Genomic DNA, 22,916 nt, shown 5'->3' with positions numbered 1-22,916 from the left:
GCATGAAGACGCCACCCAGCACCGCGCCGAGTACACCGGCGCCCGCCGAAACCAGCAGCCACAGCAGCCCACCGATGATCGCGCCGCCCACCGGCGCGCGCACCAGCGCATGCGCGCGGCCGAGCACGCCGCGCAGGAAGACTCCCGCAAACAACGCGAGCACGAAAACACCCTGGAACCCCGGACCGTGTTGCTCCCGCGGCGCGCCCCGCACCGGCGCCGGCAGCGGTTCGCCCTCGATCAACTGGGTCAGCGCGCCGACCGCGTCGCTGATGCCGCCGAAGTAGTCGCCGGTGCGGAATTTGGGCGTGATGTATTCGCGGATGATGCGCGCGTTGGCCGCGTCGGGGATCGCGCCTTCCAGCCCGTAACCCACCTCGATACGCACGGCGCGGTCATTTTTGGCGACCAGCAACAGCACGCCGTCGTCGGTGCCCTTGCGGCCGATCTTGTTCGCTTCGGCGACCGCCAGCGAATACTCCTCGATCGGCTGCCCGTCGGTGCTGCCGATCATCAACACCACCAGCTGCGCACCCTTGGCCTTTTCCAGTGCCGTCAGTTGCGCATCGAGCTGGTCGACCTGGACCGTCGTCAGCGTGCCGCTGAGGTCTGTGACGTGCCGTGCCAGTTTCGGCACGGCGGCATCGGCATGCAGCAACGCCGGCAACAGCAGCAGCGTTGCCAGCATCGGCAGCAGGCGACGGATCACTTCAGTGCGCCGAGGCGGCAGGCGCCGGTGCGCTGTTGCCGAAATCCACGGTGGGTGCGGTGGAGATCGCCTTCTCGTTGTCCACGCTGAAATTCGGCTTGACCGTGTAACCGAACATCTTCGCGGTCAGGTTGTTCGGGAAGGTGCGGATCATCGCGTTGTATTCCTGCACCGCCTGCACATAGCGGTTGCGTGCCACGGTGACCCGGTTCTCGGTGCCTTCCAGCTGCGCCTGCAGGTTCTGGAACAGGCCATCGGCCTTCAGCTGCGGATAGTTTTCGCTGACCACCATCAACCGCGACAGCGCGCTGCCCAGCTCGCCCTGCGCCGCCTGGAACTGCTTGAGCTTGGCGGGGTCGTTGAGCGTGTCGGCATTGACCTGCAGGCTGCCCACCTTCGCGCGCGCGTTGGTCACCTCGACGAAGACCTTTTCCTCGTGCTGGGCGTAGCCCTTGACCGTATTGACCAGGTTCGGCACCAGGTCGGCACGGCGCTGGTATTGGTTCAGCACTTCGGACCACGCCGCCTTGACTGCCTCGTCCTGCCGCTGCATCGCGTTGTAGCCACAACCGGTGAGACAGACGGCGAGCAGCAGGAGCACGAAGGTGCGCAGGGTTTTCATTGGATCACTCCGTCCGGTGAAGTGGCCATTGCAGCACCCATGCCAGCGCCGCGCAAGGCAATGCTCAGCTTCAACACTGTAATAATATGTGCCTGCCCAGACACCCTTTCTCAATGGAATGAAGAGGAACCCATCATGAAACTTCTACGCCAGCGCATCCTCTGCGGGGTCATCGGCGGCCTGTTCGCCAACGTGGTCATCGCTGCGAACAGCCAGCCGGCGACCGGCCCGCTGCAGGACAAGACCTCGCAGGAAGTGCTTGAGGCGATGAGCAACAGCTCCACCTGGGGACACCCCGACCAATACGGCGAGTTCACCGGCATGCAGCGCTACGCCGCGGGCAATTTCAAGGCGGCGATGAAGTACTTCCTGATCGGCGCCCGCTACGCCGACAAACTGTCCCAGCTCAGCATCGGCCTGATGTACCTCAACGGCCAGGGCGTCGAAAAGGATCCGGTGCAGGCCTTTGCCTGGATCGCCATCGCCGCCGAGCGCAAATACCCGCAGTTCCTCGCCACGCGGGATGCGGTATGGGCACAACTCGATGCGCAGCAGCGCGAGCAGGCCAAGGTGCTGCTGGAAAAACTCTACCCCGAGTACGGCGATCCGAGCGCCAAGCGCCGCATGGCCCTGGTGCTGCGCTGGAATCGCGCCGAATTGACGGGTTCGTACCTGGGCTTCGGTTCGGATTCGGTGACCAGCCTCACGCCGGAACAATTCATTGGCAGCGGCCGGATGCCTCGCTGCGGCGCGAAATCGATTGGCGGTGCGGCCATCACCGGCTGCGGCAACCTCTATGCCAGCTGGCGTTGGGATCCGAAGGAGTATTTCCAGGTTCGTGACCAGGAATGGAAGGGCACGGTCAGTGTCGGCAAGATGGAGCAGGTCGACGGTGCCGGCGTTCCGGCCAAATCAGCGGATCAGCCGAAAGGCTCCGTGCAGAACGACGGCCACTGAGCCCGCGCCGCGCTGGCTCACAACCAGCGCGGCAGCAGGATCAATCCCCAGCTCAGCGCCACCAGCACCAGCAGCACGAATACCGCCGCCGAACCCATGTCCTTGGCGCGCCCGGCCAGTTCGTGGAACTCCGGGCTGACCTTGTCGACCACCGCCTCGATCGCCGAATTGAGCAGCTCGGCCGAGAGCACCAGCAGTGGCGCCAGGATTAACGCGAACTTCTCCAGGCCGCCGTCGCCCAGCCACAGCCCCAACGGCACCAGCACGACGACCAGGCTGGCCTCCAGCCGGAACGAGGCCTCGTGGCGCCACGCGGCGCGAAAGCCCTTCATCGACCACTGGAACGCGTTCCACAGCTGCCTGGGACCGCGAAAACCTTCGGCTGGCATCGTCCGCCCCGCTCAGGCCGTCGCCGGCGACGGCGATCCGGCGTGGGTTGGGATGGCGCGAGCCTGGCTCGGCACGGGCAGGGTGGTGTTCGGCATGAGGACTTTCCAGTCTCACCGCGGGATATGGGCCCGTCATGATGCCACAGGGACCGCCCGACCTCGCGCACGCGCTCGACCTGCTTCGCTCTCAGCACGGAGCACCGCTTTTGTCATGTCGCACTGCAGCTAGGCGCGGCAAGTGGATGGGTTACCCTTGCCCGGTTGTGATCCGTTCAGGATCCTTCTGCGCCGGCTCGTGCCCGCACGTCGCCACGGTTTGAACCACGCACGGAAAACATATGGCAACCCAGAATCCGCCCGTCTCGCAGACCCGCTCCTTCAGCACGGTGTTCCTGATCGAAATGTGGGAGCGCTTCGGCTACTACGGCATGCAGGCGCTCATCGTCTACTACATGGTGCAGCGGCTGGGCTTCACCGACGATCGCGCCAACCTGACCTGGAGTGCGGCCGCCGCCTTGATCTACGTGGCGCCGGCGATCGGCGGCTGGGTCGGCGACAAGGTGCTGGGCACCCGACGCACCATGCTGCTGGGTGCGTTCATCCTCTCGGTGGGTTACGCACTGATGACCGTACCCGGCCAGAGCGTGTGGTTCCTGTTCTGCTCGCTGGGCGTGATCGTGGTCGGCAACGGCCTGTTCAAACCCAATGCCGGCAACCTGGTGCGCAAGATCTACGAAGGTGACGATTCCAAGATCGACAGTGCCTTCACCATCTACTACATGGCGGTGAATCTGGGCTCGACGTTCTCGATGCTGGCAACGCCGTTGATCAAGGATTACGTCAACAACGCCTACCACAACGAGATGGGCTGGCATGCCGCGTTCGGCGTGTGCTGCGTCGGCCTGCTGGTCGGCCTGGGCCTCTACTTCCTGATGCGCCATACACTCGACCACGTCGGTTCGGCGCCGGACGAGAAACCCGTGCAGATCAACAAGCTGCTCGCCGTGCTGGGCTTGGGTGTGGTTGCCGTGTTCGCTTCGGCGCTAGTGCTGCAGTCCGAAGGCCTGGCGAAAATCTTCGTCTACAGCGCCGGCGTCGTGGTACTGGGCATCTTCGCCTACCTGATCTACAGCAGCCAGCGCAGCGAGCGCGCCGGCCTGATCGCCGCCCTGGTACTGACCGTGCAGACGGTGTTCTTCTTCATCTTCTACCAGCAGATGTCGACGTCGCTGAGCCTGTTCGCGCTGCGCAACGTCGACCCCAGCTTCGACATCTTCGGTTTGCACCTGTGGAACTGGGCGCCGGCGCAGTTCCAGGCGTTCAACCCGATCTGGATCTTCATCCTCAGCCCGATCCTCGCTTTCATGTATACCCGCGCAGGCAGGAGCGGCAAGGACCTTTCCATCGCTGCCAAGTTCGCGCTCGGTTTCGCGACGGTGGCACTGGGCTTCTTCATCTACAGCGCGGCGGCACACTTCACCACCTCGCCGGGCAAGACCACCTCGTGGATCATGGTGTGGGGCTACGGCTCCTCCTCGCTGGGTGAACTGCTGGTCAGCGGCCTTGGCCTGGCGATGATCGCGCGCTACGTGCCCGCGCGGATGGGCGGTTTCATGATGGGCGCCTACTTCGTCGCCTCGGGCATCTCGCAATACCTGGGCGGCGTGGTGGCGAACTACGCCAGCGTGCCGCAGGACGTGACCGATCCGATCAAGACCATGCCGATCTACACCAACCTGTTCTTCTGGCTCGGCGTGGCCGGCGTCATCTGCACCCTGATCGCGCTGGCCGTGCTGCCGCTGATGAAGAAACTGTCGACCGAGCATCACGCGCATAACATCGCCACCGACACGGCACTGCCGACGATCGGGTCGGAGCAGTAATCCGCGTGTTACCCGCACGGCCCGCGTGAGCGCGGGCCGCGCGCCGCAGACACCCTCATGCCTCATCGTCACCACAGCCCGCGTACCCGCATCGGTCCGTTTGCGCTGACCCGCACCCTGGCCTGGCTCCGCCTGTGCGCGATTGCCGGGCAGAGCGTGGCTGTACTCGTGTGTGCGTGGTGGATGCACCTCGCGATCCCGCTGCTGCCCTTGCTTCTGGGCATCGGCCTGCTCGCGGTGTTCGCGGTGTTCGCCGCCTGGCGGCTGACCCAGCCGTGGCCGGTACGCGAATGGGAAACCATCGGTCACATCGCCGCCGATACGCTGGTGCTCGGCTATCTGCTGTATTTCACCGGCGGCGCCAGCAATCCGTTCATCACCCTGCTGCTGGTGCCGATCGCGCTGAGTGCCGCCGCGTTGTCGGTGCGCGCCATCCTGGCGGTGGCCGCGCTTGCCGGCGTTGCCTATGTGATCCTGTTGTACTGGCATGTGGCGTTACCGATGCCGATGCATGGCGAGGTGCGCGGCGGCTTCTCGCTGCACGTGGCCGGCATGGCCGTGAACTTCGTGATCAGTGCGCTGTTGCTGGGTTTCTTCATCAACCGGCTGGCGCACGCGCTGCGTGTGCAGCAACTGGAAGTGCAGCGGGTGCGCGAGCGAGCGCTGCGCGACGAAGGCATCCTGGCGATTGCCACCCAGGCTGCCGGTGCGGCGCACGAGCTCAATACGCCGTTGTCGACCATGCGCACTCTGTTGCCCGAACTGCGTCGCGAACACGCCGGCGATGCCGCGCTCGCCGACGATCTGGAATTGCTCGAGGGCCAGGTCGATCGCTGCCGCACGATCCTTCGCGAGATGGTCGCATTCGGCAAGGCGCAGCTGTCGCAGGAACCGGAGCGACTCAGCGTGGCCGAATTCATCCACGGCTGCCTGGAGCGCTTCCAGCTGCTGCGACCCGAGGCCGAGTTGACCCTGGAGCTCGACGAAGCCACCGCGCAGACCGTGCTGCGCACGCCGCCGGGCCTGCGCCACGCACTGCTCAACCTGCTCAACAACGCCGCCGATGCCTCGGCCAGTCGCCACTCGCACGCGGTGGCGTTGCGGGTATTGCGCGATAGCGGCTGGCTGCAGCTGAGCGTGCGCGATCACGGCCCCGGCTTTGGCGCCACCGGCGAACCGCCCCTGCTCGGCTACTCGCAAAAGCAGAGCGGCCTCGGCATCGGCCTGGCCCTGGCCGAGGCCACCGCCGAACGCCTCAACGGCGAGATGATTGCCGGCAATACCGATCACGGCGCGGAAGTATGCCTGCGCCTGCCTTTGGCGGTGATTGCCGAAAAATGACCTGCCAGCCTACGTGCAAGCGTGCGCGCTTCCGGCAAGAATGAGCCCTGCTCCACTTTCAGGAAACACCCCCATGACCGAGTTGCCCCACGTCGACCCAACGCGTCCCTTGCTGCTGGTCGACGACGACGCCACCTTTTTACGGGTGCTTGCGCGCGCGCTCGGCTCGCGCGGCTTCGAGGTCATCACGGCGGGCAATTTTGACGAAGCACGCACCCTGACCCGCCGGCACCGTCCGCGCTACTGCGTACTGGACCTGAAACTCGGCGAGGAAAACGGCCTGCGCCTGATCCCCGAATTGCACACCCTGGTGCCGGACCTGCGCGTGCTGCTGCTGACCGGCTACGCCTCGATCGCCACCGCGGTGGAAGCGATCAAGCGCGGCGCCCACGATTACCTGGCCAAGCCGGTCGATGCCGATGCCGTGGTGCGTGCGCTGCTCGACGGCGACAACGCCGACGACGACGGCGAACCGCCGGATGCGCCCGAACAACCGCTGGCCCTGCGCCGGCTGGAATGGGAACACATCCAGCGCGTGCTGACCGAGTGCGATGGCAACATCTCCGAGACGGCGCGCCGCCTCGGCATGCACCGCCGCACCCTGCAGCGCAAGCTGAGCAAGCACCCGGTGCGCGAACGGCCCGAGCGGGAAGACTGAGGAAGCCGGAGTGAGTGAAGAGGAGTGAGAGCGGGCTTGCTCACCCCCGACTCTGGCGTGAGCCGTCCGTATCGCCTTCTCTCACTCCTCTCCACTCACTTCTCGCTCACCCCGGGCACCTTTCGCCGCGCCCGCGCATCCCATCGCCGCCCCCGCTGCGACAACGCGCCGTCTTTCGCCTACGCGGCAACGGGCTATCCTAGCAACCCTGGACCTACGTCCAGTGTCACATTGGAATGCCATGCCGTCCGCCTCGCACAAAGCATCCTCCATTCGCCATGCCTTCAAGCCGACGGCGTGTATCGGACTGCTGCTCGCCGCTGGTTTTGCGCCGTCGAACGCCCACGCTTGCGCGACCTGTGGCTGCACGCTCAGCACGGATGCGGCGACCGGCTATTCGACGCAATCGGGTTGGCGGCTCAACCTCGACGACACCTGGATCGACCAGAACAGCCTGCGCCACGGCCACGGCAAGGCCACCCCGCAGCAGGTGGTCGAACAGCCGTCCGATCCATCGCTGGGTGGCGGCGAAATCGAAAAAGGCACCAGCAACCGCTACGTCAATTTCACCATCGCCTACCGCTTCGATGCCGATTGGGGTGTCAGCGCCGTGCTGCCGTATGTGTCGCGCGACCACACCACCTACGGCGAGCAGCAATCACCGTATACGCCTGCCGCCACCGCGCCCGACCAGGTCAGCAGCGCACGCGTGGCCGGCATCGGCGACATCAAGGTACTGGGCGATTACCAGGGCTTCCTGCCCACGCACAACCTGGGCGTGCAGTTCGGCGTGAAGCTGCCGACCGGCCGTTACGGCGGGCAGACGGACGACGGCGATTTCGTCGGTCATCCGGTCACCTTCCGCACCGGCCCGGCCCGTGGTGAGTCGCTCGACAGCAGCCTGCAAGCCGGCACCGGCAGTACCGACCTGATCGCCGGCGCGTACTACTACCAGCCGGTGAGCCAGAATTTCGACGCCTTCGTGAATGCCCAGTTTCAGGCAGCGGTGTCGCAGCGACTGGATCAATCCGGTGCGGATTTCCGTCCGGGCAACCTCGCCTCGCTGAGTTTCGGACTGCGCTACGAAGCGCACGCGAACTGGGTGCCGCAGTTGCAGGTCAACGCGTTCCACAAGAGCGCCGACCAGGGCGCGTTCGCCGACCGGCCCGACACTGCCGGCAGCGTGGTCTACCTCAGCCCCGGCATCAGTGCGAGCCTGGGCCGACGCATGCAGGTCTACGCCTTCGTGCAGTTGCCGGTCTACAGCCAGTTGCAGGGTTACCAGTTGTTCCCGCGCTGGACCGGCACCGTCGGCCTCAGCATGGCGCTGTAGTACATCCAGCCGCCATGTCGACCATGACTCTCCCATTTTCCACCACGGACCGCACCCGCACGATGCGCTCGCGCCTGGCGCGCCTGCTCGCGCTGGCGTGCCTGCTGGTGCTGGCGCCGCCGCTGCGCGCGAACGACCTGGTCGTGGGGCAAGCGGCCCCGCCGATCGTGCTGCACACGTTCGACGGCCACCGGATCGATACGCGTGACCTGCATGGCAAGGTGATCATCCTCACCTTCTGGGCAACCTGGTGCGCACCGTGCCGCCAAGAATTGCCCCTGCTTTCGCGCTACGCGCAACAGCACGCGCGCGATGGCCTGGTGGTGCTCGGTTTCAGCCTCGACACACCGGAGCAACGCGATGAGGCCCGCACGATCGCCCGGAGCCTGAGCTTCCCGTCGGGCCTGCTCGGCGATCCGCGCGTACCCGGCTACGGTCGCATCTGGCGCCTGCCGGTGAGTTTCGTCATCGGCCGCGATGGCCGTCTGATTGAAGACGGCTGGAAGGACAAGACCCCGACATGGACGGCCGACCGCCTGCAGCGCCAGATCACGCCACTCTTGCAGTCATCCGAGTGACTCCGCAAAGCTTAGGAGCCTGAGCCGCAGAAACTGTCCGGGCTGCAAAGCCGGTTGCTTGGTCCAGCTTCGCTGTTGTAGAGCGCTTCGCCTCGAACATTTCTGCGACCCAGGCTCCTAGAGGGGTTTCGTGCTGTCCGCCGGCGCCGGTTCGGGCAACTCGGCGGTACCGTCATCCTCGTCGCCGTAGATCGCCACGTGCGGCACGCCATCGGCGCCGATCCAGCCGCGGTACATGCCGTCGGTATTGAACGGGATCGAGATCTGACCCTGCGCATCCAGCGCGATCGCGCCACCGTTTCCGCCCATCGACGGGATCTCCTGATTGATCACCTCGGCGGCGGCGCGCTTGAGCGGAATGCGCATCTGGGTCACCTTCATGCAGATCTCGTACGCCGCCACGGTGCGCAGATAGAACTCGCCCCAGCCGGTGCCGGAGACCGCACAGCCATCGTTCGCATAGGTGCCGGCGCCGATGACCGGCGAGTCGCCGATGCGGCCCCAGCGCTTGTCGTTCATGCCGCCGGTGGAGGTGCCAGCGGCCAGATGGCCCTGCGCATCCAGCGCCACCGCGCCGACCGTGCCGAAATGTTTGGCCGTCTCGACGTCTACATGCGGCCGCTTCGCGGCATCCTCTTTCAGAGCTTTCTGCAACTGCTGCCAACGCTCCTCGGTACGGAAATAGGACGGGTCGACCAGGGCGATGCCCTGCTCCTTCGCGAATGTCTCGGCACCGTCGCCCGACAGCATGACGTAGGGCGAATGCTCCATCACCGCGCGCGCCAGCAGGATCGGATTCCTGACACGCCGCACCCCGGCCACCGCGCCCGCGGCCAGCGTGCTGCCATCCATGATCGCCGCATCGAGCTCGTTCTTCCCGTCGTGGGTGAACACTGCGCCCTTGCCCGCGTTGAAGTTCGGATCGTCCTCCAGCACGACAAGTGCCGCCGTCACGGCATCAACCGCCGACTTGCCGGCCTTGAGTTCGGCATGGCCGCGCCGCAGCGCCTCGGTCATCGCCAGGCGGATCGCCTTTTCCTTCGCTGGCGTCATGTCGTGCCTGATCACCCCGGCACCGCCGTGAATCACCAGCACGGGCGCGACGGCGGCATGACTCATGCTGGCGATTCCAACCGCGAAGGTGGCAGCAACAAGGGAGCGGCGGTGCGGTTTCACGACGGCGATCTCCAAGGCAACATCGCCAGTATAAGCGAGCCGTCTGTTGACCTCAGCCGTGCATTCAGCAACCGATGCTGGGAGTCACGTCAATCTTGATCGTGTGATCCTCAGTCACATGGCCCTGCTTGTCGTGAACTTGCTGGCCGATCTGGATGGTTCCCTTCTGTCCCGGCAGCATGCGAAGCTTAGGATAACTGGGCGCGGCCAACGAACCACCACTGAGTTCTCCCCGTACCTCCAATTCGCCCTTCTCCGCCGGCCCAACCGTAAAGCGACCATGCCATGGTGGCAGTTGACCAATGTCGGTCTCGGTCAGCTGGTAGTACTGGTCGGGTTTGAGGCATACGGTGGCGTGAAGGCGCGCCGGCTTTCCGTCAACCGCGAGTTCCAGCTTCAAGGTATGGCGATCAGCGTGGCTCATCACGGATGCTCCCTGCTGCGCCGGTATGGCGGCATACACCACGCTGGCGATGCCGACAGCAATCAGCAAGATGGCCGCGCCACCGACGAGCCGACGCATCGTGCGGGGTTGTTTCCGTTTCAACATGGCTATTCGCTCCGTGACGGGATGCCGGGGTGACCAGGGACAGCCTACCGGCAGCGCAAATGCGGCCGACTGAGTCTTCAACATCGCGTTCGCGTAGCTGCGTCGGTGCTCACCGTACTCGCGCAGCACAGCCGCATCGCAGGCAAGTTCCTGGTCATGACGAAGCGCGGCGAGCGCCCACCACGCGAGCGGATTGAACCAGAATGTTGCCGCCGCAACTTGACCGAGCAGACCCCAGCAACCATCGAGTCGGCGTGCATGAGTGGCCTCGTGGAAAAGAACCAATTTTTGCTCGGTGGTGTCGTAGCGCTGCTCGAAGTCAACCGGCAGCACGATCTTGCTGCGGAATGCACCCACCAAGGCCGGACCTACGTTCGTGACGCTTGCACGCAGCACCGGCCAACGCAGAGTCAAACCGTCGAAGGGAGTGGCGCTACGCAATCGGCGACAATAGCGAGACTGTGCGCCTGCGGCGAGAAGCAGACAGGCCACGGTGCCGGCCAACCAAACCAGCAATGCCCACGTACGCCAGTCAACGACATTTGCCGTGGCGCCATGCACAGGCAATGCGGTGGTCACCGCAGTGATGGTGTACATGATCGTCGGTAGCGCTGCAGGCCCTTTGGCGACCCCATGCGGCAGCTGGCTGGCCAGCATCGCCAGCGGCGGCAGCAGCCAGAGCTGGAACGCGCGCTCGGTACCGAACAGATGCCTGCATGGCCTGCGCAACGCTGCCACCAGTAGCGTGGCTGCGGTAAAGGCGAGGACCAGCGGCCAACCACGCCCTAGCCAGTCGATCCCGGTCAGCTCAATGCTGTTCATCATCGAGCTCCTTGAGCAGCTTGCGCAGTTCGGCGATGTCCTTCTTCGACAGCTTGCGCTGCTCGGAGAAGTGCGCCACCAGCGGCGCCACCCGGCCTCCGAACAGGCGATCGAGCAGGCCCTTGCTCTCCTGCGACACGTACTGCTCGCGCGCGAGCAACGGCGTATAGAGGTAGCGGCGGCCGTCGCGCTCCGCGTGCACGGCCTTTTTCCGCAGCAGCCGGTTGAGCAGGGATTTCACCGTGCCCTCCTGCCAGCCTTGCGCCGGGCCCACTTCGGCGAGGATTTCCTCGGCCGTGCGTGGCGCCTCGCGCCAGAGCACGTCCATCACCACCGCTTCCGCTTCGCTGATCGCCATGGGTCACCGTTTACGCGTGTAAGCGAAATGATGTTTACACGCGTAAATGATAACGTCAAGTCACCCGGACGAAACGGGCTGTCAACGCCACGCCGGCTCGCGCGTCTTCATGCATTGAATCTGCGTTTTCAGAGTCCGCGCATGTGCCCGACTGCCCCGTCGCCCCTGCCAGCATGGTCATTGCGGCCTGGCCTGCGCCTGTTGCTGGCCTGTGCCTGCGTCGTCACGTTCAACGCGTGGGCTGCGCCACCCGACATGAGTGGCGCCTGGCGCCTCGACGACCAGCACAGCGACAGCGCAGACGCACTCACCGCGATGCTCCATGCCGAGGCGCGCCGCGAGCAGCCGGCGGTACTGCCGGCGGCCGCAGCCACCGCGGCGCAGTCGGGTAGCACCGGCGCGGCGGGTCACACGGGAAGACATGCGGGTGGCATGGGTGGAGGCGGCATGGCGGGTCATCGCGGCGGCCATCACGGTTCCCGCGACAACGCAGCCAAGTCGGCAGACACCGGCGAGGATCCGCTGGCGCAGGCGCAGTTCGCCTTGCCGCCGTTGCTGCAGACAGATTCGGTGTTGCTGGTGCAGCAGCAGGCGGGATCGGTGCAGATCCAGCTCGACAACGGCGAGCGACTCGAGGTCAGGCTCGATGGGCAGTCCCGGCAATCGCTGAATGGCGAGGCGATGGTGCAGGGGCAGGCCTATGCCAACGGCGTGCGCATTACGATCCACTTCACCGACGGCCGGCTGCTCCAGCAGGACTGGGTCCGCTCGGCCGACGGCCATGAACTCACCATCCAGAACCTGTGGAAGCTGCCCACGCTGCAAAAGCCGGTGCAGTTCCGCCGCAGCTACCTCGCGGTGGGCTGATGCGCCTTCGATGAGGCCTGCGACTTTTGTGCAACATGACAGCCGGGCAATCCGTCGTATCCTTGGCAGCTGATACTCCTGCAGGAAGGCTTGCCATGAACAAGGTTTACCCCAGCGCGAGCAAGGCCCTCAATGGCCTGCTGTTCGACGACATGACGATCGCGGCCGGCGGTTTCGGCCTGTGCGGCATCCCCGAGAACCTGATCGGCGCGCTGCTGGAAGCCGGCACCAAGGGGTTGACCATCGTGGGCAACAACGCCGGCGTGGACGATTTCGGCATGGGCCCGCTGCTGAAGACGCACCAGGTCAAGCGCGTGTACGCCTCGTACGTGGGCGAGAACAAGGAGTTCGAGCGGCAGACCCTGGCCGGCGAACTGGAACTGCACCTGACCCCGCAGGGCACGCTGGCCGAGAAGCTGCGCGCCGGCGGCGCCGGCATCCCCGGTTTCTACACGCGCACCGCGTTCGGCACCAAGCTGGCCGAGGGCAAGGAGACCAAGGTGTTCGGCGGCAAGGAATACGTGCTGGAGGAAGCGATCACCGCCGACCTGTCCATCGTCAAGGCCTGGAAAGGCGATGCCCACGGCAACCTGGTGTTCCGCGAGACCGCGCGCAACTTCAACCCGATGATCGCCACCTGCGGCAAGGTCTGCGTGGCCGAGGTGGAACACCTGGTGCCGGTCGGCGAGCTGGATCCCAACAACGTCCACGTGCCAGGCATCTACATCGACCGCATCGTGCAGGGCGAGAAGTACGAGAAGCGCATCGAGTTCCGCACGATTTCCGGCGTGGCCGCCGGCAAGGAAAATCCGACCCGCACGGCGATGGCAAAACGTGCCGCGAAGGAACTGCAGGACGGCTTCTACGTGAACCTGGGCATCGGCATTCCGACCATGGTGGCGAACCACATCCCCGACGGCGTCAACGTGACCCTGCAATCGGAGAACGGCCTGCTCGGCATCGGCCCGTTCCCGACCGAAGACCAGCTCGACCCCGACCTGATCAATGCCGGCAAGCAGACCATCACCACCCTGCCCGGTTCCAGCTTCTTCTCCAGCGCCGAGTCGTTCGCGATGATCCGCGGCGGTCACATCGACCTGTCGATCCTCGGCGGCTTGGAAGTGTCCGCCCACGGCGACCTGGCCAACTGGATGGTGCCGGGCAAGATGGTCAAGGGGCCGGGCGGCGCGATGGACCTGGTCAGCGGCGTCAAGCGCGTGGTGGTGCTGATGGAGCACAACGCGAAGGACGGCTCGCCGAAGATCAAGGACGCCTGCGACCTGCCGCTGACCGGCAAGCAGGTGGTCGACCTGATCATCACCGACCTGTGCGTGTTCGCGGTGCAAAAGGGCAAGGGCCTGACCCTGCTCGAACTCAACGACGGCGTGACGCTGGACGAGGTGAAGGCGAAGACCGGCTGCGCATTCGCGATCGACAAGTCACTGGCGGGCTGATCACGCCGGATATGCGCTCCGGTCCGAGGGCGGGCTACGGCGGCGACGGAGCCGTGTTGGCCGACTCGACCGGCAGCGGGTCGGGAAAATGGATGCGCGCGACGTTCTCCCGGTCGAGCCGGGTCTGCAGTTCCAGCGGCCAGCCGAAGCGGTCGCTGATCTGACGCGCAATCGCCAGTTCGAACCCGTGCCGATCGGCGCTCCCGGGCGGGCTTGCTGTGCAACCGACATCATTCGGATCGGGCCGGTTGCTCACGCTCACCACGCCCGGCTCCACCCTGACCACCACGCTGCCGCGCTCGGCCTGCTGGCAGGCATTGCGCAGCAACTGCCAGCAAAGCACTGAAAACACCTGCGGCGAGCCTTCGAGGGCAAAGCTTGCCGGCTGCTCCAGCAGCAGTTCGATTGGCCGACCGGCAAGCAATTCCCGCGCGGCCTGCAATTCGCGCCGAAGCACGTCGTTCACCACGAAGCGCTCCTTGTCCGCCGGCTTGTCGGCGTCGCGCGCAAGCACCAGCAGTGCTTCGACCAGCATTTCAAGCTCGCGCGAAGCGCGATGGATCCGCCGCACCGAGCGCGCACCGAAGTCGCTGAGCCCCGCTTCGTCGGCCAGCATGTCCACGGACATCTTGATCACCGTGAGCGGGCTGCGCAGCTCGTGGCTGGCATCGCGGGTGAAGTTGCGCTCGCGCTGGTTGTAGCCGGCAATGCGCGTGGCGAAACCGTGCAGGCCACGCGCCAGCAATGCCACGTCGGCGTCGGTTCGACGCGGCAAACGCTGCGGCTGGAACGCCTCCGGATCGGGCTGGTCGTCGCTCCAGCCGTCGATCAGCCGGGCCAGCGAACGGATCGGCCCCCATTCGTGCTGGGTCGCCAGGCAGGCAAGCACGGTGGTGATCAGGATCAGCACAATCACCGCTTCCCACGGCGCCACGTTGAAAATGCCCATCGCACAGACGATCACCAGGACCACGAACTGCAGCCCGAACACCCATGCGATGCGCCGCTTGAAAGCCCCCGCGCGAAATGTGATGGCGTTCGTCACCCTGCTGTTCATTACCTTCCGCCGTGTCTTAAGTCACGCGGGTTGGGTCGTCGAGGGCATTTCCGATTCGAGATCCGCCAGACGATACCCCGCCGAATGGATGGTGTGTAACAGAGGTCGTGCGAAGGGTTTGTCGATGACGCGCCGCAGGTTGTACAGGTGCGAACGCAGGGTATCGGAATCGGGCAGGGTGTCGCCCCAGATCTCGCGCTCGATATCGCGCCGGCTGACCACCCGCGGCGATTCGCGCATCAGGATCGCCAGCAGCTTCAGCCCGATCGGCGAAACCACCAGTTCCTGGCCATCGCGGGTCAGGCGCAAGGTGGCGGTATCCAGGGTCATGTCGCCGACGGTGAGCACTTCGGTGGACACCTGGCGGCGATCGCGCCGGATCAGCGCACGCAGGCGCGCCTCCAGTTCGCGGACCTCGAACGGCTTCACCAGGTAATCGTCGGCACCGGCTTCGAGGCCGACCAGCTTGTCTTCCAGCGTGTCGCGGGCAGTCAGCATCAGCACCGGGGTGGACTTCTTCGCTTCCTTGCGCAGCTTGCGGCAGACCTCCAGGCCGTCCAGCCCCGGCAGCATCAGGTCCAGCACGATCACGTCGTAGCTGTTCGATACGGCCAGGTGCAGTCCGCTGACGCCATCGGCGGCGTAGTCCACCGAGTAACCGCGCCGTTCGAGGAATTCACCCACCATTTCGGCGATCTGGCGGTTGTCTTCCACCAGCAAGATCAGTCCCGCTTGCTCGTCGTGTAAGGTCATATAGTCCTCGCTGCCGGTCGGTTTCACATTTGTGAAGATATACACGGCGACGCAGTGACGAGGATGTGAACCACGCGCCAGGGGTTCAGGGCGCGTTGGGCGTGACCCTCAATGCAGCAGGGGCTGCAGTTGCTTCCAGACGTTGTCCAGCACGCGTGGCTCGGCGCTGGCCACCGGATGCAGGCCATCGTCCTGCATCAGCGCCGGATCCAGCGCAATGCCGTCAAGCAGAAACGGCACCAGAGCGATATGTCGATCGCGCGCCAGGTCGGCGTAGATCGCGCGCAGGCCGTCGCGATACTGCGGCCCGTAGTTGACCGGCAGCTCGATCCCCAGCAACAACACCTTCGCCTTGTGCTGCCGTGCCAGCTCGACCATCGCCGCCAGGTTGTCGCGCAGCGCCGGCAACGGCAAGCCGCGCAGGCCGTCATTCGCGCCCAGCTCGATCACCAGCACGGCCGGATGGTATTCCCGCAGCAGGGCCGGCAGCCGATGGCGCGCGCTCAGGGAGGTCTCGCCGCTGATGCTGGCATTGACCGCCGTCCACTTCGGCACCATGTTGGAAAGACGCACGTCCAGCAGATGCACCCAGCCGGACTCGACCGGGATGTTGTGCGCGGCGGACAGGGAGTCGCCCAGGACCAGGACGGTTTTCGGCACCGCAGCTTGGGCACCGCCGATGCCGCAGAGAAAAACCAGCAACCACAGGCATCGACGCATGAATGACCCTACCCGTCCGCTCCTCGAAGCCTGCCATGTTAGCAAGTCGGTCCGCGGCCCCGAGGGCAGGCTGGAGATCCTGTCCGGCGTCGATCTGCACATCATGGCCGGCGAGAGCTTCGCCATCGTCGGCGCCTCCGGCTCGGGCAAGACCACCCTGCTCGGCCTGCTGGCGGGCTTGGACACGCCCGATGCGGGAGATATCACGCTGGACGGCCACGCGCTGCATCGACTCGACGAGGAGGCGCGCGCCGACCTGCGCCGGCGCCTGGTCGGCTTCGTGTTCCAGTCGTTCCATCTGTTGCCCGCCTTGACCGCCGAAGAAAACGTGATGCTGCCGCTGGAGCTCGAAGGCAGCAGCGATGCGCGAAGTCGCGCCCGCGAGGCACTCGACGCGGTCGGGCTGTCGCCGCGGCGGCGCCATTATCCGGCCCAGCTTTCCGGCGGCGAGCAGCAGCGCGTGGCGATCGCGCGTGCCTTCGTGCACGGCCCGTGCGTGTTGTTCGCCGACGAGCCCACCGGCAACCTCGACCAGCGTACCGGCCATCACGTCTGCGACCTGTTGTTCGCGCTGAACCGCGACCACCACACCACCCTGGTGCTGGTCACCCACGACGCGAGCCTGGCCGCGCGCTGCCAGCGCGGGATCGAGCTGGACGAAGGTCGTGTCGTGCCAGGCATCCACGCATGAGGATGCTGCGACTCGCCCTGCGCAACCTGCGCCGTGAATGGCACCTGCCCGAGTTGCGCACACTGGCGGCTTCGCTGGTGCTGGCGGTGGTCGCACTGGGCGTGGTGGCCACGCTCGCCACGCGAATCGAACGCGGCATGCTGGCCAGTGCCGCGGAATTGATCGGTGGCGATATCGGCATCGGTTCGCCGCAAGCCCTGCCCGACAGCTTCGCCGTCAAGGCGCGACAGGATGGTCTGGCGATCACCCGCACGGCAGGTTTCCCCAGCGTGGCGTTCGCGCACCAGCAGGCCCAGTTGCTCGACGTGGAAGCCACCGATGCGCAGTACCCGTTGCGCGGCACGCTGGAACTGGCCGATGCGGCGGGTCGCCAGCGCATCGGACACGGCGCACCGCCGGGTACCGTCTATCTCGATCATCGGGCCCTGGTGGCGCTGGGCCTGAAGGTGGGCGACCGCTTGCAGTTGGGCGGACGTGAGCTGACCATCGCCGCCGAATTGATGCGCCAACCCGACGGCGGCGAGCTGCTGGCGCTGGCGCCGCGGGCGATGATGAGCCTGGTCGACGCCGAGGCCGCCGGTCTGCTCGGGGTGGGCAGTCGCGCGCGGCATCGCCTGCTGCTGGCCGGTTCGCCGGCAGACGTGCAGCGCTGGCGCGACTGGGCCCGGATCGCCACGCTGCCGCAGGGCGCCCAGCTGATCACGCCGGAACAGACGCAGGAACGCATGCGCAGCGCGTTCGATCGCGCCGGTGCGTTCCTGCGCCTGACGGCGTTGCTGTCCGCGCTGCTCGCCGGCATCGCCATCGCCCTGTCCGCGCAGCGCTACGCGCGGCGCAAGAGCACCGAGGTGGCCTTGCTGCGTGCGCTCGGCACCTCGCGACGGCGCGTGCTTGGCCTGCTGCTGGGCACGCTGGGCGCACTAGCGGTGCCGGCCGCAGCGCTCGGCATGCTGCTGGCGCTCGGCCTGGCGCAACTGGCATGGCTGCTGGCCAGCCAATTGTTCGGCAACGTGCCTACCTCGCTGCCGCTGGCGCCCGCGCTCGCCGCCGCCGCGATGGGCTTGGCGGTGCTGGTTGGGTTCGCGCTGCCGCCGCTGGCGCGGCTGGCCGAGGTGTCGCCGGTGGCGGTGTTCCGCCAGAGCATGACCCGGCGCGCGCGCCGTTTCGACGCGTTGTACCTGATCCCGCTGCTGGTGGCGCTGCTGCTGATCTGGAGCCAGAGCAGCTCGCTCAAGCTCGCCGGCATCCTCGCCGCCAGCCTCATCGGCGTGGCGGCGATCGCGGCGCTGCTGGCGCTGCTGCTGTTGTGGCTGGCACGACGCGTGGCTCCCGGCGCACACCCTGCATTGCGCCTGGGGCTGGCCGCGCTGGCGCGGCGCCGCATGTTGAGCGTGATCCAGGCCACCTCGTTGAGCCTTGGTCTGTGCGCCCTGCTATTGCTGGCGATCGTGGCGCCGTCGCTGCTGCAGGGCTGGCGCCAGGAGTTGCCGGCCGACACGCCGAACTGGTTCGCGCTGAACCTGCAGGACGACCAGCGCGCCGGCTTCGCGCAGGCACTGCAGCGCATCGGTGCCGACCAGCTCAACATGGCGCCGCTGGCGGTCGGCAAGCTCACGGCGATCAACGGCCAGCCGATCGACCGACTCCATTTCGACGACGCCCGCGCCAACGACTGGGCAGACCGGCAGTTGCGGCTGTCCTGGGCCGGCCAGCTGCCGCCAGCCAACGAGGTGATCGCCGGTCGCTGGGCCGGGCCTGCGCCGGCGCACGCGGAGGTTTCGATCGACACCATGTGGCGCGACATGTTTGCGCTGAAGCTGGGCGACACGCTGACCTTCCACGTCGGCGAGCGCGACATCCAGGCCACCGTCGGCAGCGTGCGCAAGGTCGACTGGAGCTCGTTCCGGGTCAACTTCTTCCTGCTGCTGGACCCGGTGCATGCGAGCGAGCTGCCGCACACCTGGCTGGCCAGCTTCCACCTGTCCGGCGGGCATGCCGAGGCGCTGGCACAGCTGTCGCGCGATTACGGCAACCTCAGCCTGGTCGACGTCGATGCGCTGCTCGACCGCGTGCGCGAAATTGTGGACCGGGTCGGCAATGCGGTGCGCTGGATCCTAGGCTTCAGCCTGCTGGCCGGCGCGCTGGTGCTGGCCGCGTCGCTCGCCGCCAGTGCCGCCGAACGCCGCCATGAAGCGGCGCTGTTGCGCACGCTGGGCGCGCGCCGTGCGCAGTTGCGCGTGGCCGCGGCCTGCGAGTTCGCCTTGCTCGGCCTGGTCGCCGGCCTCACCGCCGCGCTCGGCGCGGCCGGTGCCGGACTGTGGCTGGGCCATGCGGTGTTCCATATCGAGCACTTCGTGCCGCCGTTGTGGCCGCTGCTCGGCGGCGCCGTCGGCGCGGCACTGGTGGTGATGCTGCTGGGCCTGGCCGGCACCCGCAAGGTCAGCCGCACGCCGCCGATGCGGTTGTTGCGCGAGGGCTGAGGGCCGCGCCGCGATCATCGCCTCCGCGGCGAGGCCATGCGAGACTGGCCGCCGCGGCATCACACGTCCATCCGTCCACTCATGAGAGTTCGCCCATGCTCGGCGTCGTCCTGCTTTTTGTCGGTGTCATCCTGATCGTCAACGGACTGACCCTCGCCGGGCGCATCGAGGCGAAGGAGGCCGCGGTACTCAACCTGCTGGTCGGCAGCCTCTCGGCATTCGCGGCGGCGCTGGGCGCCATCCAGGCTTCCACGCCGGCGGACTTTCTCGCCGTGGGTTCGGGCCTGCTGTTCGCCTTCACCTATCTGTACGTGGCCGCCGTGCACTGGTTCAAGCTGGATGGCCGCGGACTGGGCTGGTACTGCCTGTTCGTCGCGATCACCGCGCTGCCGCTGAGCTGGGATGCGTACCGCCTCGGCGATCTGCGCATGGCCGCCATCTGGCTGATCTGGTCGAGCCTGTGGTTGCTGTTCTTCATCGACTCCTGCACCGGCCTGCGCGTGAAGCGCTTCCTCGCGCCGTACACGGTGGTCGTGGGCATCGTCACCTGCTGGATCCCCGGCATGCTGATGCTGCTGGCGCGCTGGTGATGCCAGGCCACCCGGCGCACTGGACGATGACGTGTTTTCCGGGCCCGCGTTGAAACCATGAACCCGCCCAGGCAAAAGCCGCCCGGCTGGGTTCCGCGGCTGCGGAACGAATGGCTGCTGCTGGTTTTCGCGCTGCTGGCGCTGCTACTTGCCGTGCTCGATCCGCGCCCCGCCAGCGACTACCGGCGCTGGCTGCAGTTGCCCACGCTGGCGGGCCTGACCGGCCTGCTGATCGCGATCCAGGGCATCCGCGACAGCGGCCTGGTGCAGCATGCGGCGGTGGTCCTGGTGGCGCGCGCGCATTCGTTGCGCAGCCTGGGCCTGCTGCTGGTCGCGGCGACGGCGCTGCTGTCGATGGTGCTGACCAACGACGTCAGCCTGTTCCTGATCGTGCCGCTGACGCTGGCAATCGGCAGCGTCTCCAACCTGCCGGTGCTGCGCATGGTGGTGCTGGAAGCGCTGGCGGTGAATGCGGGTTCCACCCTGAGCCCGATCGGCAACCCGCAGAACCTGTTGCTGTGGCAGCACTCGCAACTGCCGTTCCTGCATTTCGTCGCGGCGATGCTGCCAGCGGCAGCGATGATGCTTGCGCTGGTCGCGGCGTTCACCTGGCTGTGGTTGCCAAACGACCGCGTGGCGCTGACGCCGGAACGGATCGACGGCGCGGTGACATCGACCCGTCTCGGCGCGTGCTCGATGGCCGCCCTGGTCGGCATGGTGCTGCTGATGGAGTACGGCCAGGCGCCACTGGGCGCAGGCTTGCTGCTGGTGCTGTTCGCGCTGCTGGCGCGCGCGAGCCTGGCGCGGATCGACTGGCTGCTGCTGCTCACGTTCGCCGCGATCTTCCTCGGCCTGGGCCACGGCGCCGAGCTGCCACTGGTGCAGCAGACGCTCGGTCGACTCGACTTCAACCAGCCGCTGACCCTGTACGCCAGCGGCATCGTCGCCGCGCAACTGATCAGCAACGTGCCGGCAACGGTGCTGCTGCTGGAGCGCGCACCGGACCCGATCGCGCTGGCGGTGGCGGTGAACGTGGGCGGCTTCGGCGTGGCGATCGGTTCGCTGGCGAACCTGATCGCCCTGCGTCTGGCGAAACAGCCGAACGGCTTGCGGCTGCTGCATCGGGTATCGGTACCGTTTCTGCTGATCTGCGCGCCACTGGTTTACATGACGTGGCGCTGGCTGGGCTGACCGCGACGATCAATCGTCGTCATGCGGCACGCTGACCTTGCCCTTCACGCCCGAGTGGTTGACGTCGCCACTGCCCTTGGCACCGAGCGTGAAATCACCTGTCACGTCGTTGACCGTGAAGTCGCCCGAACCCAGCGTGCCGGCATTCACGTTGCCGCCCACCTGGCGCAGGGTGACATCGCCCGAACCGACACTGCCGACCCTGGCGTCACCCTTGATGCCCGACGCCTTGAGGTCGCCCGAACCCACCGAACCCACCTCAAGGCTGCCGACATCGGTGGCGTCGACATCACCCGAGCCCACGCTGGTGGAGAACTTGCCGGCGACCTGGCGCACATGCAGATCGCCCGAGCCCACGATGCTTTGCAACTGCTGCAAGCCGTGCACATCGGCGTCGCCGGAGCCCACGTTCACGTTCACCGGCATGCTGGCGGGCAGTTGCACGGTGACTTCGAGATTGGCATAGGAACTGCCGAACAGGTTGAACGAGAAGTGGCCGTTGCCGCCGATATCGAGCCGCAGCTGGTCGCCCTCGCGATGCTGAGTGACCTGCAACTGCTCCAGCGCCGATTTGTCCGAGGCGCAGGCCCGCCCGGTGAGGTTCAGCCCCTTGTTGCTGTCGCTGCCGACGAGGTGCAGGTCCTGGCTGTGCACGTCGATCTGCACCGACTTCACGCCGGCCAGGTCGAGCTGGAGGTTGCGCGGCGCCTCGAACTTGCAGGGCGAGGCGAAAACAGTGAGCGGGGCGAGCAGCAGCGCGGCAAGAGCGAGACGACGCATGGGCGGACTCCAGTGGTTGGGATATCCGTTGGGATGCAGCCGGCGGGAAAAAGGTTGCAAGCGCGATCGCGGGCCAGGTCCGGCGCGGTCAATCAGCCCGGCGGTTCCTGCGCCTTGGCCAGCTGCCACAAGGCCTCCTGTTCAACCAGATCGCGCTCGGCGAACGTGCCGCCTGCGGCGGCGGCCAGCTCCTCCATCTTGCGGAAGCGCCGCTCGAACTTGGCGTTGGCATGGCGCAACGCCCGCGAAAAGTCGACGCCGGCGTGGCGGGCCAGGTTCACCGCGACAAACAGCACGTCGCCGATTTCGTCTTCCAGCCGTGCCGGATCGGCACCGCTGGCAAACTCCGCGCGCACCTCGTCGACCTCCTCGACCAGCTTGTCCAGCACCGGCTGCGGGTCCGGCCAGGTGAAGCCGGCGGTGGCCGCGCGCTGCTGCAGCTTCAGCGCACGCCGCCACTCCGGCAGCCCGCTGGAGACGCCGGCCAGCACGCTGGTGTCGGCAGCGTCGCCCTTGCCCGTGCGCTCGGCGGCCTTGATGGCCTCCCACGCCCGCGTCTGCTCCGCCACGTCGGCATGACGCACGTCGCCGAACACATGCGGATGTCGCCGCCGCATCTTGCTGCTGATCGCGTGCACCACGTCGGCAAACCCGAACCGGCCCGCCTCCTCGGCCATGCGTGCGTGGAACACCACCTGCAACAGCAGATCGCCCAGTTCGTCGCGCAGATCGTCGAAGTCGCCCCGGTCGATCGCATCGGCGACCTCGTAGGCTTCCTCGATCGTATACGGGGCAATCGAGGTGAAGTCCTGTTGCACATCCCACGGACAGCCGTGCTGGGGATCGCGCAGCCGCGCCATGATTTCCAGCAAATCATCTACCCCGTAGCGCTCCGACGTACTCATCCTGCGCAAATGCTCACAAGCACCGGAACACCTTCTCCCCTTGAGGGGAGAA

The 22,916-nt window shown here is 66.5% G+C and carries 23 protein-coding genes; 12 read left to right on the top strand and 11 right to left on the bottom strand.

What is annotated here, in order from left to right; translation table 11 throughout:
- The coding region (locus B0E47_RS03975; RefSeq protein ID WP_254422789.1) for a TPM domain-containing protein at positions 1-709 on the bottom strand (709 nt) is incomplete at its 3' end.
- Position 710: 1 nt separating this feature from the next.
- Positions 711-1,331 (bottom strand): LemA family protein, encoded by a 621-nt coding sequence (locus B0E47_RS03970; RefSeq protein ID WP_077512699.1) that lies wholly within the window; start codon positions 1,329-1,331, stop codon positions 711-713.
- Positions 1,332-1,466: 135 nt separating this feature from the next.
- Here B0E47_RS03970 and B0E47_RS03965 point away from each other — a divergent pair, with 135 nt between their 5' ends.
- A complete protein-coding gene (locus B0E47_RS03965) occupies positions 1,467-2,288 on the top strand; it encodes a sel1 repeat family protein (protein WP_077512698.1) in 822 nt (273 codons plus the stop codon).
- A 17-nt stretch (positions 2,289-2,305) separates the two neighbouring features.
- Here B0E47_RS03965 and B0E47_RS03960 read toward each other — a convergent pair whose 3' ends face one another.
- Positions 2,306-2,677, bottom strand: coding sequence for a diacylglycerol kinase (locus B0E47_RS03960; protein WP_077512697.1), 372 nt, complete (start codon positions 2,675-2,677; stop codon positions 2,306-2,308).
- A gap of 338 nt (positions 2,678-3,015) precedes the next feature.
- Between B0E47_RS03960 and B0E47_RS03955 the strand changes: the two genes are divergently transcribed.
- The 5 genes from B0E47_RS03955 to B0E47_RS03935 all read left to right on the top strand — a co-directional run bounded on the left by B0E47_RS03955 (position 3,016) and on the right by B0E47_RS03935 (position 8,470).
- The gene (locus tag B0E47_RS03955) at positions 3,016-4,560 is read left to right on the top strand and encodes an oligopeptide:H+ symporter (RefSeq protein WP_077512696.1); all 1,545 of its coding nucleotides are present in this window, start codon (positions 3,016-3,018) and stop codon (positions 4,558-4,560) included.
- A gap of 57 nt (positions 4,561-4,617) precedes the next feature.
- A complete protein-coding gene (locus B0E47_RS03950; protein WP_077512695.1) occupies positions 4,618-5,901 on the top strand; it encodes an ATP-binding protein in 1,284 nt (427 codons plus the stop codon).
- 73 nt (positions 5,902-5,974) lie between these two features.
- The gene (locus tag B0E47_RS03945) at positions 5,975-6,559 is read left to right on the top strand and encodes a response regulator transcription factor (RefSeq protein ID WP_077512694.1); all 585 of its coding nucleotides are present in this window, start codon (positions 5,975-5,977) and stop codon (positions 6,557-6,559) included.
- Positions 6,560-6,800: 241 nt separating this feature from the next.
- On the top strand, positions 6,801-7,892 hold the full coding sequence (locus tag B0E47_RS03940; protein ID WP_217318893.1) for a transporter: 1,092 nt from the start codon (positions 6,801-6,803) through the stop codon (positions 7,890-7,892).
- A gap of 23 nt (positions 7,893-7,915) precedes the next feature.
- Complete coding sequence (locus tag B0E47_RS03935; protein WP_254422788.1) at positions 7,916-8,470, top strand: TlpA disulfide reductase family protein; 555 nt, start codon at positions 7,916-7,918, stop codon at positions 8,468-8,470.
- A 117-nt stretch (positions 8,471-8,587) separates the two neighbouring features.
- On the opposite strand, the gene B0E47_RS03930 is transcribed toward B0E47_RS03935, so the two are convergent.
- The 3 genes from B0E47_RS03930 to B0E47_RS03920 form a co-directional block, all read right to left on the bottom strand.
- Positions 8,588-9,589 (bottom strand): isoaspartyl peptidase/L-asparaginase, encoded by a 1,002-nt coding sequence (locus B0E47_RS03930; RefSeq protein ID WP_077512716.1) that lies wholly within the window; start codon positions 9,587-9,589, stop codon positions 8,588-8,590.
- Positions 9,590-9,710: 121 nt separating this feature from the next.
- A complete protein-coding gene (locus B0E47_RS03925; RefSeq protein WP_077512715.1) occupies positions 9,711-11,018 on the bottom strand; it encodes a M56 family metallopeptidase in 1,308 nt (435 codons plus the stop codon).
- The gene (locus tag B0E47_RS03920; protein WP_077512693.1) at positions 11,005-11,376 is read right to left on the bottom strand and encodes a BlaI/MecI/CopY family transcriptional regulator; all 372 of its coding nucleotides are present in this window, start codon (positions 11,374-11,376) and stop codon (positions 11,005-11,007) included. The genes B0E47_RS03925 and B0E47_RS03920 overlap by 14 nt, the downstream gene beginning before the upstream one ends.
- Positions 11,377-11,517: 141 nt before the next feature.
- Here B0E47_RS03920 and B0E47_RS03915 point away from each other — a divergent pair, with 141 nt between their 5' ends.
- Together B0E47_RS03915 and B0E47_RS17355 are read left to right on the top strand one after the other, a co-directional pair.
- A complete protein-coding gene (locus B0E47_RS03915) occupies positions 11,518-12,243 on the top strand; it encodes a hypothetical protein (RefSeq protein ID WP_139351320.1) in 726 nt (241 codons plus the stop codon).
- A 95-nt stretch (positions 12,244-12,338) separates the two neighbouring features.
- Positions 12,339-13,697 carry a 3-oxoacid CoA-transferase gene (locus B0E47_RS17355; RefSeq protein ID WP_077512691.1) on the top strand — a complete coding sequence of 453 codons (1,359 nt, stop codon included), beginning with the start codon at positions 12,339-12,341 and terminating at the stop codon, positions 13,695-13,697.
- Positions 13,698-13,731: 34 nt separating this feature from the next.
- On the opposite strand, the gene B0E47_RS03905 is transcribed toward B0E47_RS17355, so the two are convergent.
- The 3 genes from B0E47_RS03905 to B0E47_RS03895 all read right to left on the bottom strand — a co-directional run bounded on the left by B0E47_RS03905 (position 13,732) and on the right by B0E47_RS03895 (position 16,227).
- Complete coding sequence (locus B0E47_RS03905) at positions 13,732-14,754, bottom strand: HAMP domain-containing sensor histidine kinase (protein WP_077512690.1); 1,023 nt, start codon at positions 14,752-14,754, stop codon at positions 13,732-13,734.
- Between the two features lie 21 nt (positions 14,755-14,775).
- The gene (locus B0E47_RS03900) at positions 14,776-15,507 is read right to left on the bottom strand and encodes a response regulator transcription factor (RefSeq protein ID WP_077512714.1); all 732 of its coding nucleotides are present in this window, start codon (positions 15,505-15,507) and stop codon (positions 14,776-14,778) included.
- Between the two features lie 108 nt (positions 15,508-15,615).
- The gene (locus tag B0E47_RS03895) at positions 15,616-16,227 is read right to left on the bottom strand and encodes an arylesterase (RefSeq protein WP_077512689.1); all 612 of its coding nucleotides are present in this window, start codon (positions 16,225-16,227) and stop codon (positions 15,616-15,618) included.
- On the opposite strand from B0E47_RS03895, the gene B0E47_RS03890 reads away from it, so the two are divergent.
- The 4 genes from B0E47_RS03890 (at position 16,226) to B0E47_RS03875 (ending at position 21,179) form a co-directional block, all read left to right on the top strand.
- Positions 16,226-16,918, top strand: a complete 693-nt coding sequence (locus B0E47_RS03890; RefSeq protein WP_077512688.1) for an ATP-binding cassette domain-containing protein — start codon at positions 16,226-16,228, stop codon at positions 16,916-16,918. The genes B0E47_RS03895 and B0E47_RS03890 overlap by 2 nt on opposite strands.
- Positions 16,915-19,398: an FtsX-like permease family protein gene (locus B0E47_RS03885; protein WP_077512687.1), complete on the top strand. Its 2,484-nt coding sequence runs from the start codon at positions 16,915-16,917 to the stop codon at positions 19,396-19,398. Before B0E47_RS03890 ends, B0E47_RS03885 begins: the two co-directional genes overlap by 4 nt.
- Positions 19,399-19,493: 95 nt before the next feature.
- On the top strand, positions 19,494-19,988 hold the full coding sequence (locus B0E47_RS03880; RefSeq protein WP_077512686.1) for an AmiS/UreI family transporter: 495 nt from the start codon (positions 19,494-19,496) through the stop codon (positions 19,986-19,988).
- Between the two features lie 57 nt (positions 19,989-20,045).
- Entirely contained in the window at positions 20,046-21,179 is a 1,134-nt protein-coding gene (locus tag B0E47_RS03875; RefSeq protein ID WP_077512685.1) for an SLC13 family permease, read from the top strand.
- Positions 21,180-21,188: 9 nt separating this feature from the next.
- Here the strand turns inward: B0E47_RS03875 and B0E47_RS03870 are convergent, their stop codons facing one another.
- Together B0E47_RS03870 and mazG are read right to left on the bottom strand one after the other, a co-directional pair.
- Entirely contained in the window at positions 21,189-21,959 is a 771-nt protein-coding gene (locus B0E47_RS03870; RefSeq protein ID WP_077512684.1) for a DUF4097 family beta strand repeat-containing protein, read from the bottom strand.
- A 92-nt stretch (positions 21,960-22,051) separates the two neighbouring features.
- Complete coding sequence (mazG, locus tag B0E47_RS03865; RefSeq protein WP_077512683.1) at positions 22,052-22,864, bottom strand: nucleoside triphosphate pyrophosphohydrolase; 813 nt, start codon at positions 22,862-22,864, stop codon at positions 22,052-22,054.
- Positions 22,865-22,916: the final 52 nt, after the last annotated feature.

This window comes from Rhodanobacter sp. B05 (assembly GCF_002001085.1).
GTDB lineage: Bacteria > Pseudomonadota > Gammaproteobacteria > Xanthomonadales > Rhodanobacteraceae > Rhodanobacter.
Note: the sequence above shows the minus strand (reverse complement) of the source record. Positions and strands in the feature narration are given on the sequence as shown.

Excerpts from the sequence above, each read along its gene's own strand:
- B0E47_RS03930 (WP_077512716.1), bottom strand. The coding sequence starts at position 9,589 with ATGAGTCATGCCGCCGTCGCGCCCGTGCTGGTGATTCACGGCGGTGCC.
- B0E47_RS03925 (WP_077512715.1), bottom strand. The coding sequence starts at position 11,018 with ATGAACAGCATTGAGCTGACCGGGATCGACTGGCTAGGGCGTGGTTGG.
- B0E47_RS03965 (WP_077512698.1), top strand. The coding sequence starts at position 1,467 with ATGAAACTTCTACGCCAGCGCATCCTCTGCGGGGTCATCGGCGGCCTG.
- B0E47_RS03875 (WP_077512685.1), top strand. The coding sequence starts at position 20,046 with ATGAACCCGCCCAGGCAAAAGCCGCCCGGCTGGGTTCCGCGGCTGCGG.
- B0E47_RS03970 (WP_077512699.1), bottom strand. The coding sequence starts at position 1,331 with ATGAAAACCCTGCGCACCTTCGTGCTCCTGCTGCTCGCCGTCTGTCTC.
- B0E47_RS03920 (WP_077512693.1), bottom strand. The coding sequence starts at position 11,376 with ATGGCGATCAGCGAAGCGGAAGCGGTGGTGATGGACGTGCTCTGGCGC.
- B0E47_RS03950 (WP_077512695.1), top strand. The coding sequence starts at position 4,618 with ATGCCTCATCGTCACCACAGCCCGCGTACCCGCATCGGTCCGTTTGCG.
- B0E47_RS03960 (WP_077512697.1), bottom strand. The coding sequence starts at position 2,677 with ATGCCAGCCGAAGGTTTTCGCGGTCCCAGGCAGCTGTGGAACGCGTTC.
- B0E47_RS17355 (WP_077512691.1), top strand. The coding sequence starts at position 12,339 with ATGAACAAGGTTTACCCCAGCGCGAGCAAGGCCCTCAATGGCCTGCTG.
- B0E47_RS03885 (WP_077512687.1), top strand. The coding sequence starts at position 16,915 with ATGAGGATGCTGCGACTCGCCCTGCGCAACCTGCGCCGTGAATGGCAC.
- B0E47_RS03870 (WP_077512684.1), bottom strand. The coding sequence starts at position 21,959 with ATGCGTCGTCTCGCTCTTGCCGCGCTGCTGCTCGCCCCGCTCACTGTT.
- B0E47_RS03945 (WP_077512694.1), top strand. The coding sequence starts at position 5,975 with ATGACCGAGTTGCCCCACGTCGACCCAACGCGTCCCTTGCTGCTGGTC.
- B0E47_RS03955 (WP_077512696.1), top strand. The coding sequence starts at position 3,016 with ATGGCAACCCAGAATCCGCCCGTCTCGCAGACCCGCTCCTTCAGCACG.
- B0E47_RS03935 (WP_254422788.1), top strand. The coding sequence starts at position 7,916 with ATGACTCTCCCATTTTCCACCACGGACCGCACCCGCACGATGCGCTCG.
- mazG (WP_077512683.1), bottom strand. The coding sequence starts at position 22,864 with ATGAGTACGTCGGAGCGCTACGGGGTAGATGATTTGCTGGAAATCATG.
- B0E47_RS03895 (WP_077512689.1), bottom strand. The coding sequence starts at position 16,227 with ATGCGTCGATGCCTGTGGTTGCTGGTTTTTCTCTGCGGCATCGGCGGT.
- B0E47_RS03900 (WP_077512714.1), bottom strand. The coding sequence starts at position 15,507 with ATGACCTTACACGACGAGCAAGCGGGACTGATCTTGCTGGTGGAAGAC.
- B0E47_RS03890 (WP_077512688.1), top strand. The coding sequence starts at position 16,226 with ATGAATGACCCTACCCGTCCGCTCCTCGAAGCCTGCCATGTTAGCAAG.
- B0E47_RS03940 (WP_217318893.1), top strand. The coding sequence starts at position 6,801 with ATGCCGTCCGCCTCGCACAAAGCATCCTCCATTCGCCATGCCTTCAAG.
- B0E47_RS03905 (WP_077512690.1), bottom strand. The coding sequence starts at position 14,754 with ATGAACAGCAGGGTGACGAACGCCATCACATTTCGCGCGGGGGCTTTC.
- B0E47_RS03880 (WP_077512686.1), top strand. The coding sequence starts at position 19,494 with ATGCTCGGCGTCGTCCTGCTTTTTGTCGGTGTCATCCTGATCGTCAAC.
- B0E47_RS03915 (WP_139351320.1), top strand. The coding sequence starts at position 11,518 with ATGTGCCCGACTGCCCCGTCGCCCCTGCCAGCATGGTCATTGCGGCCT.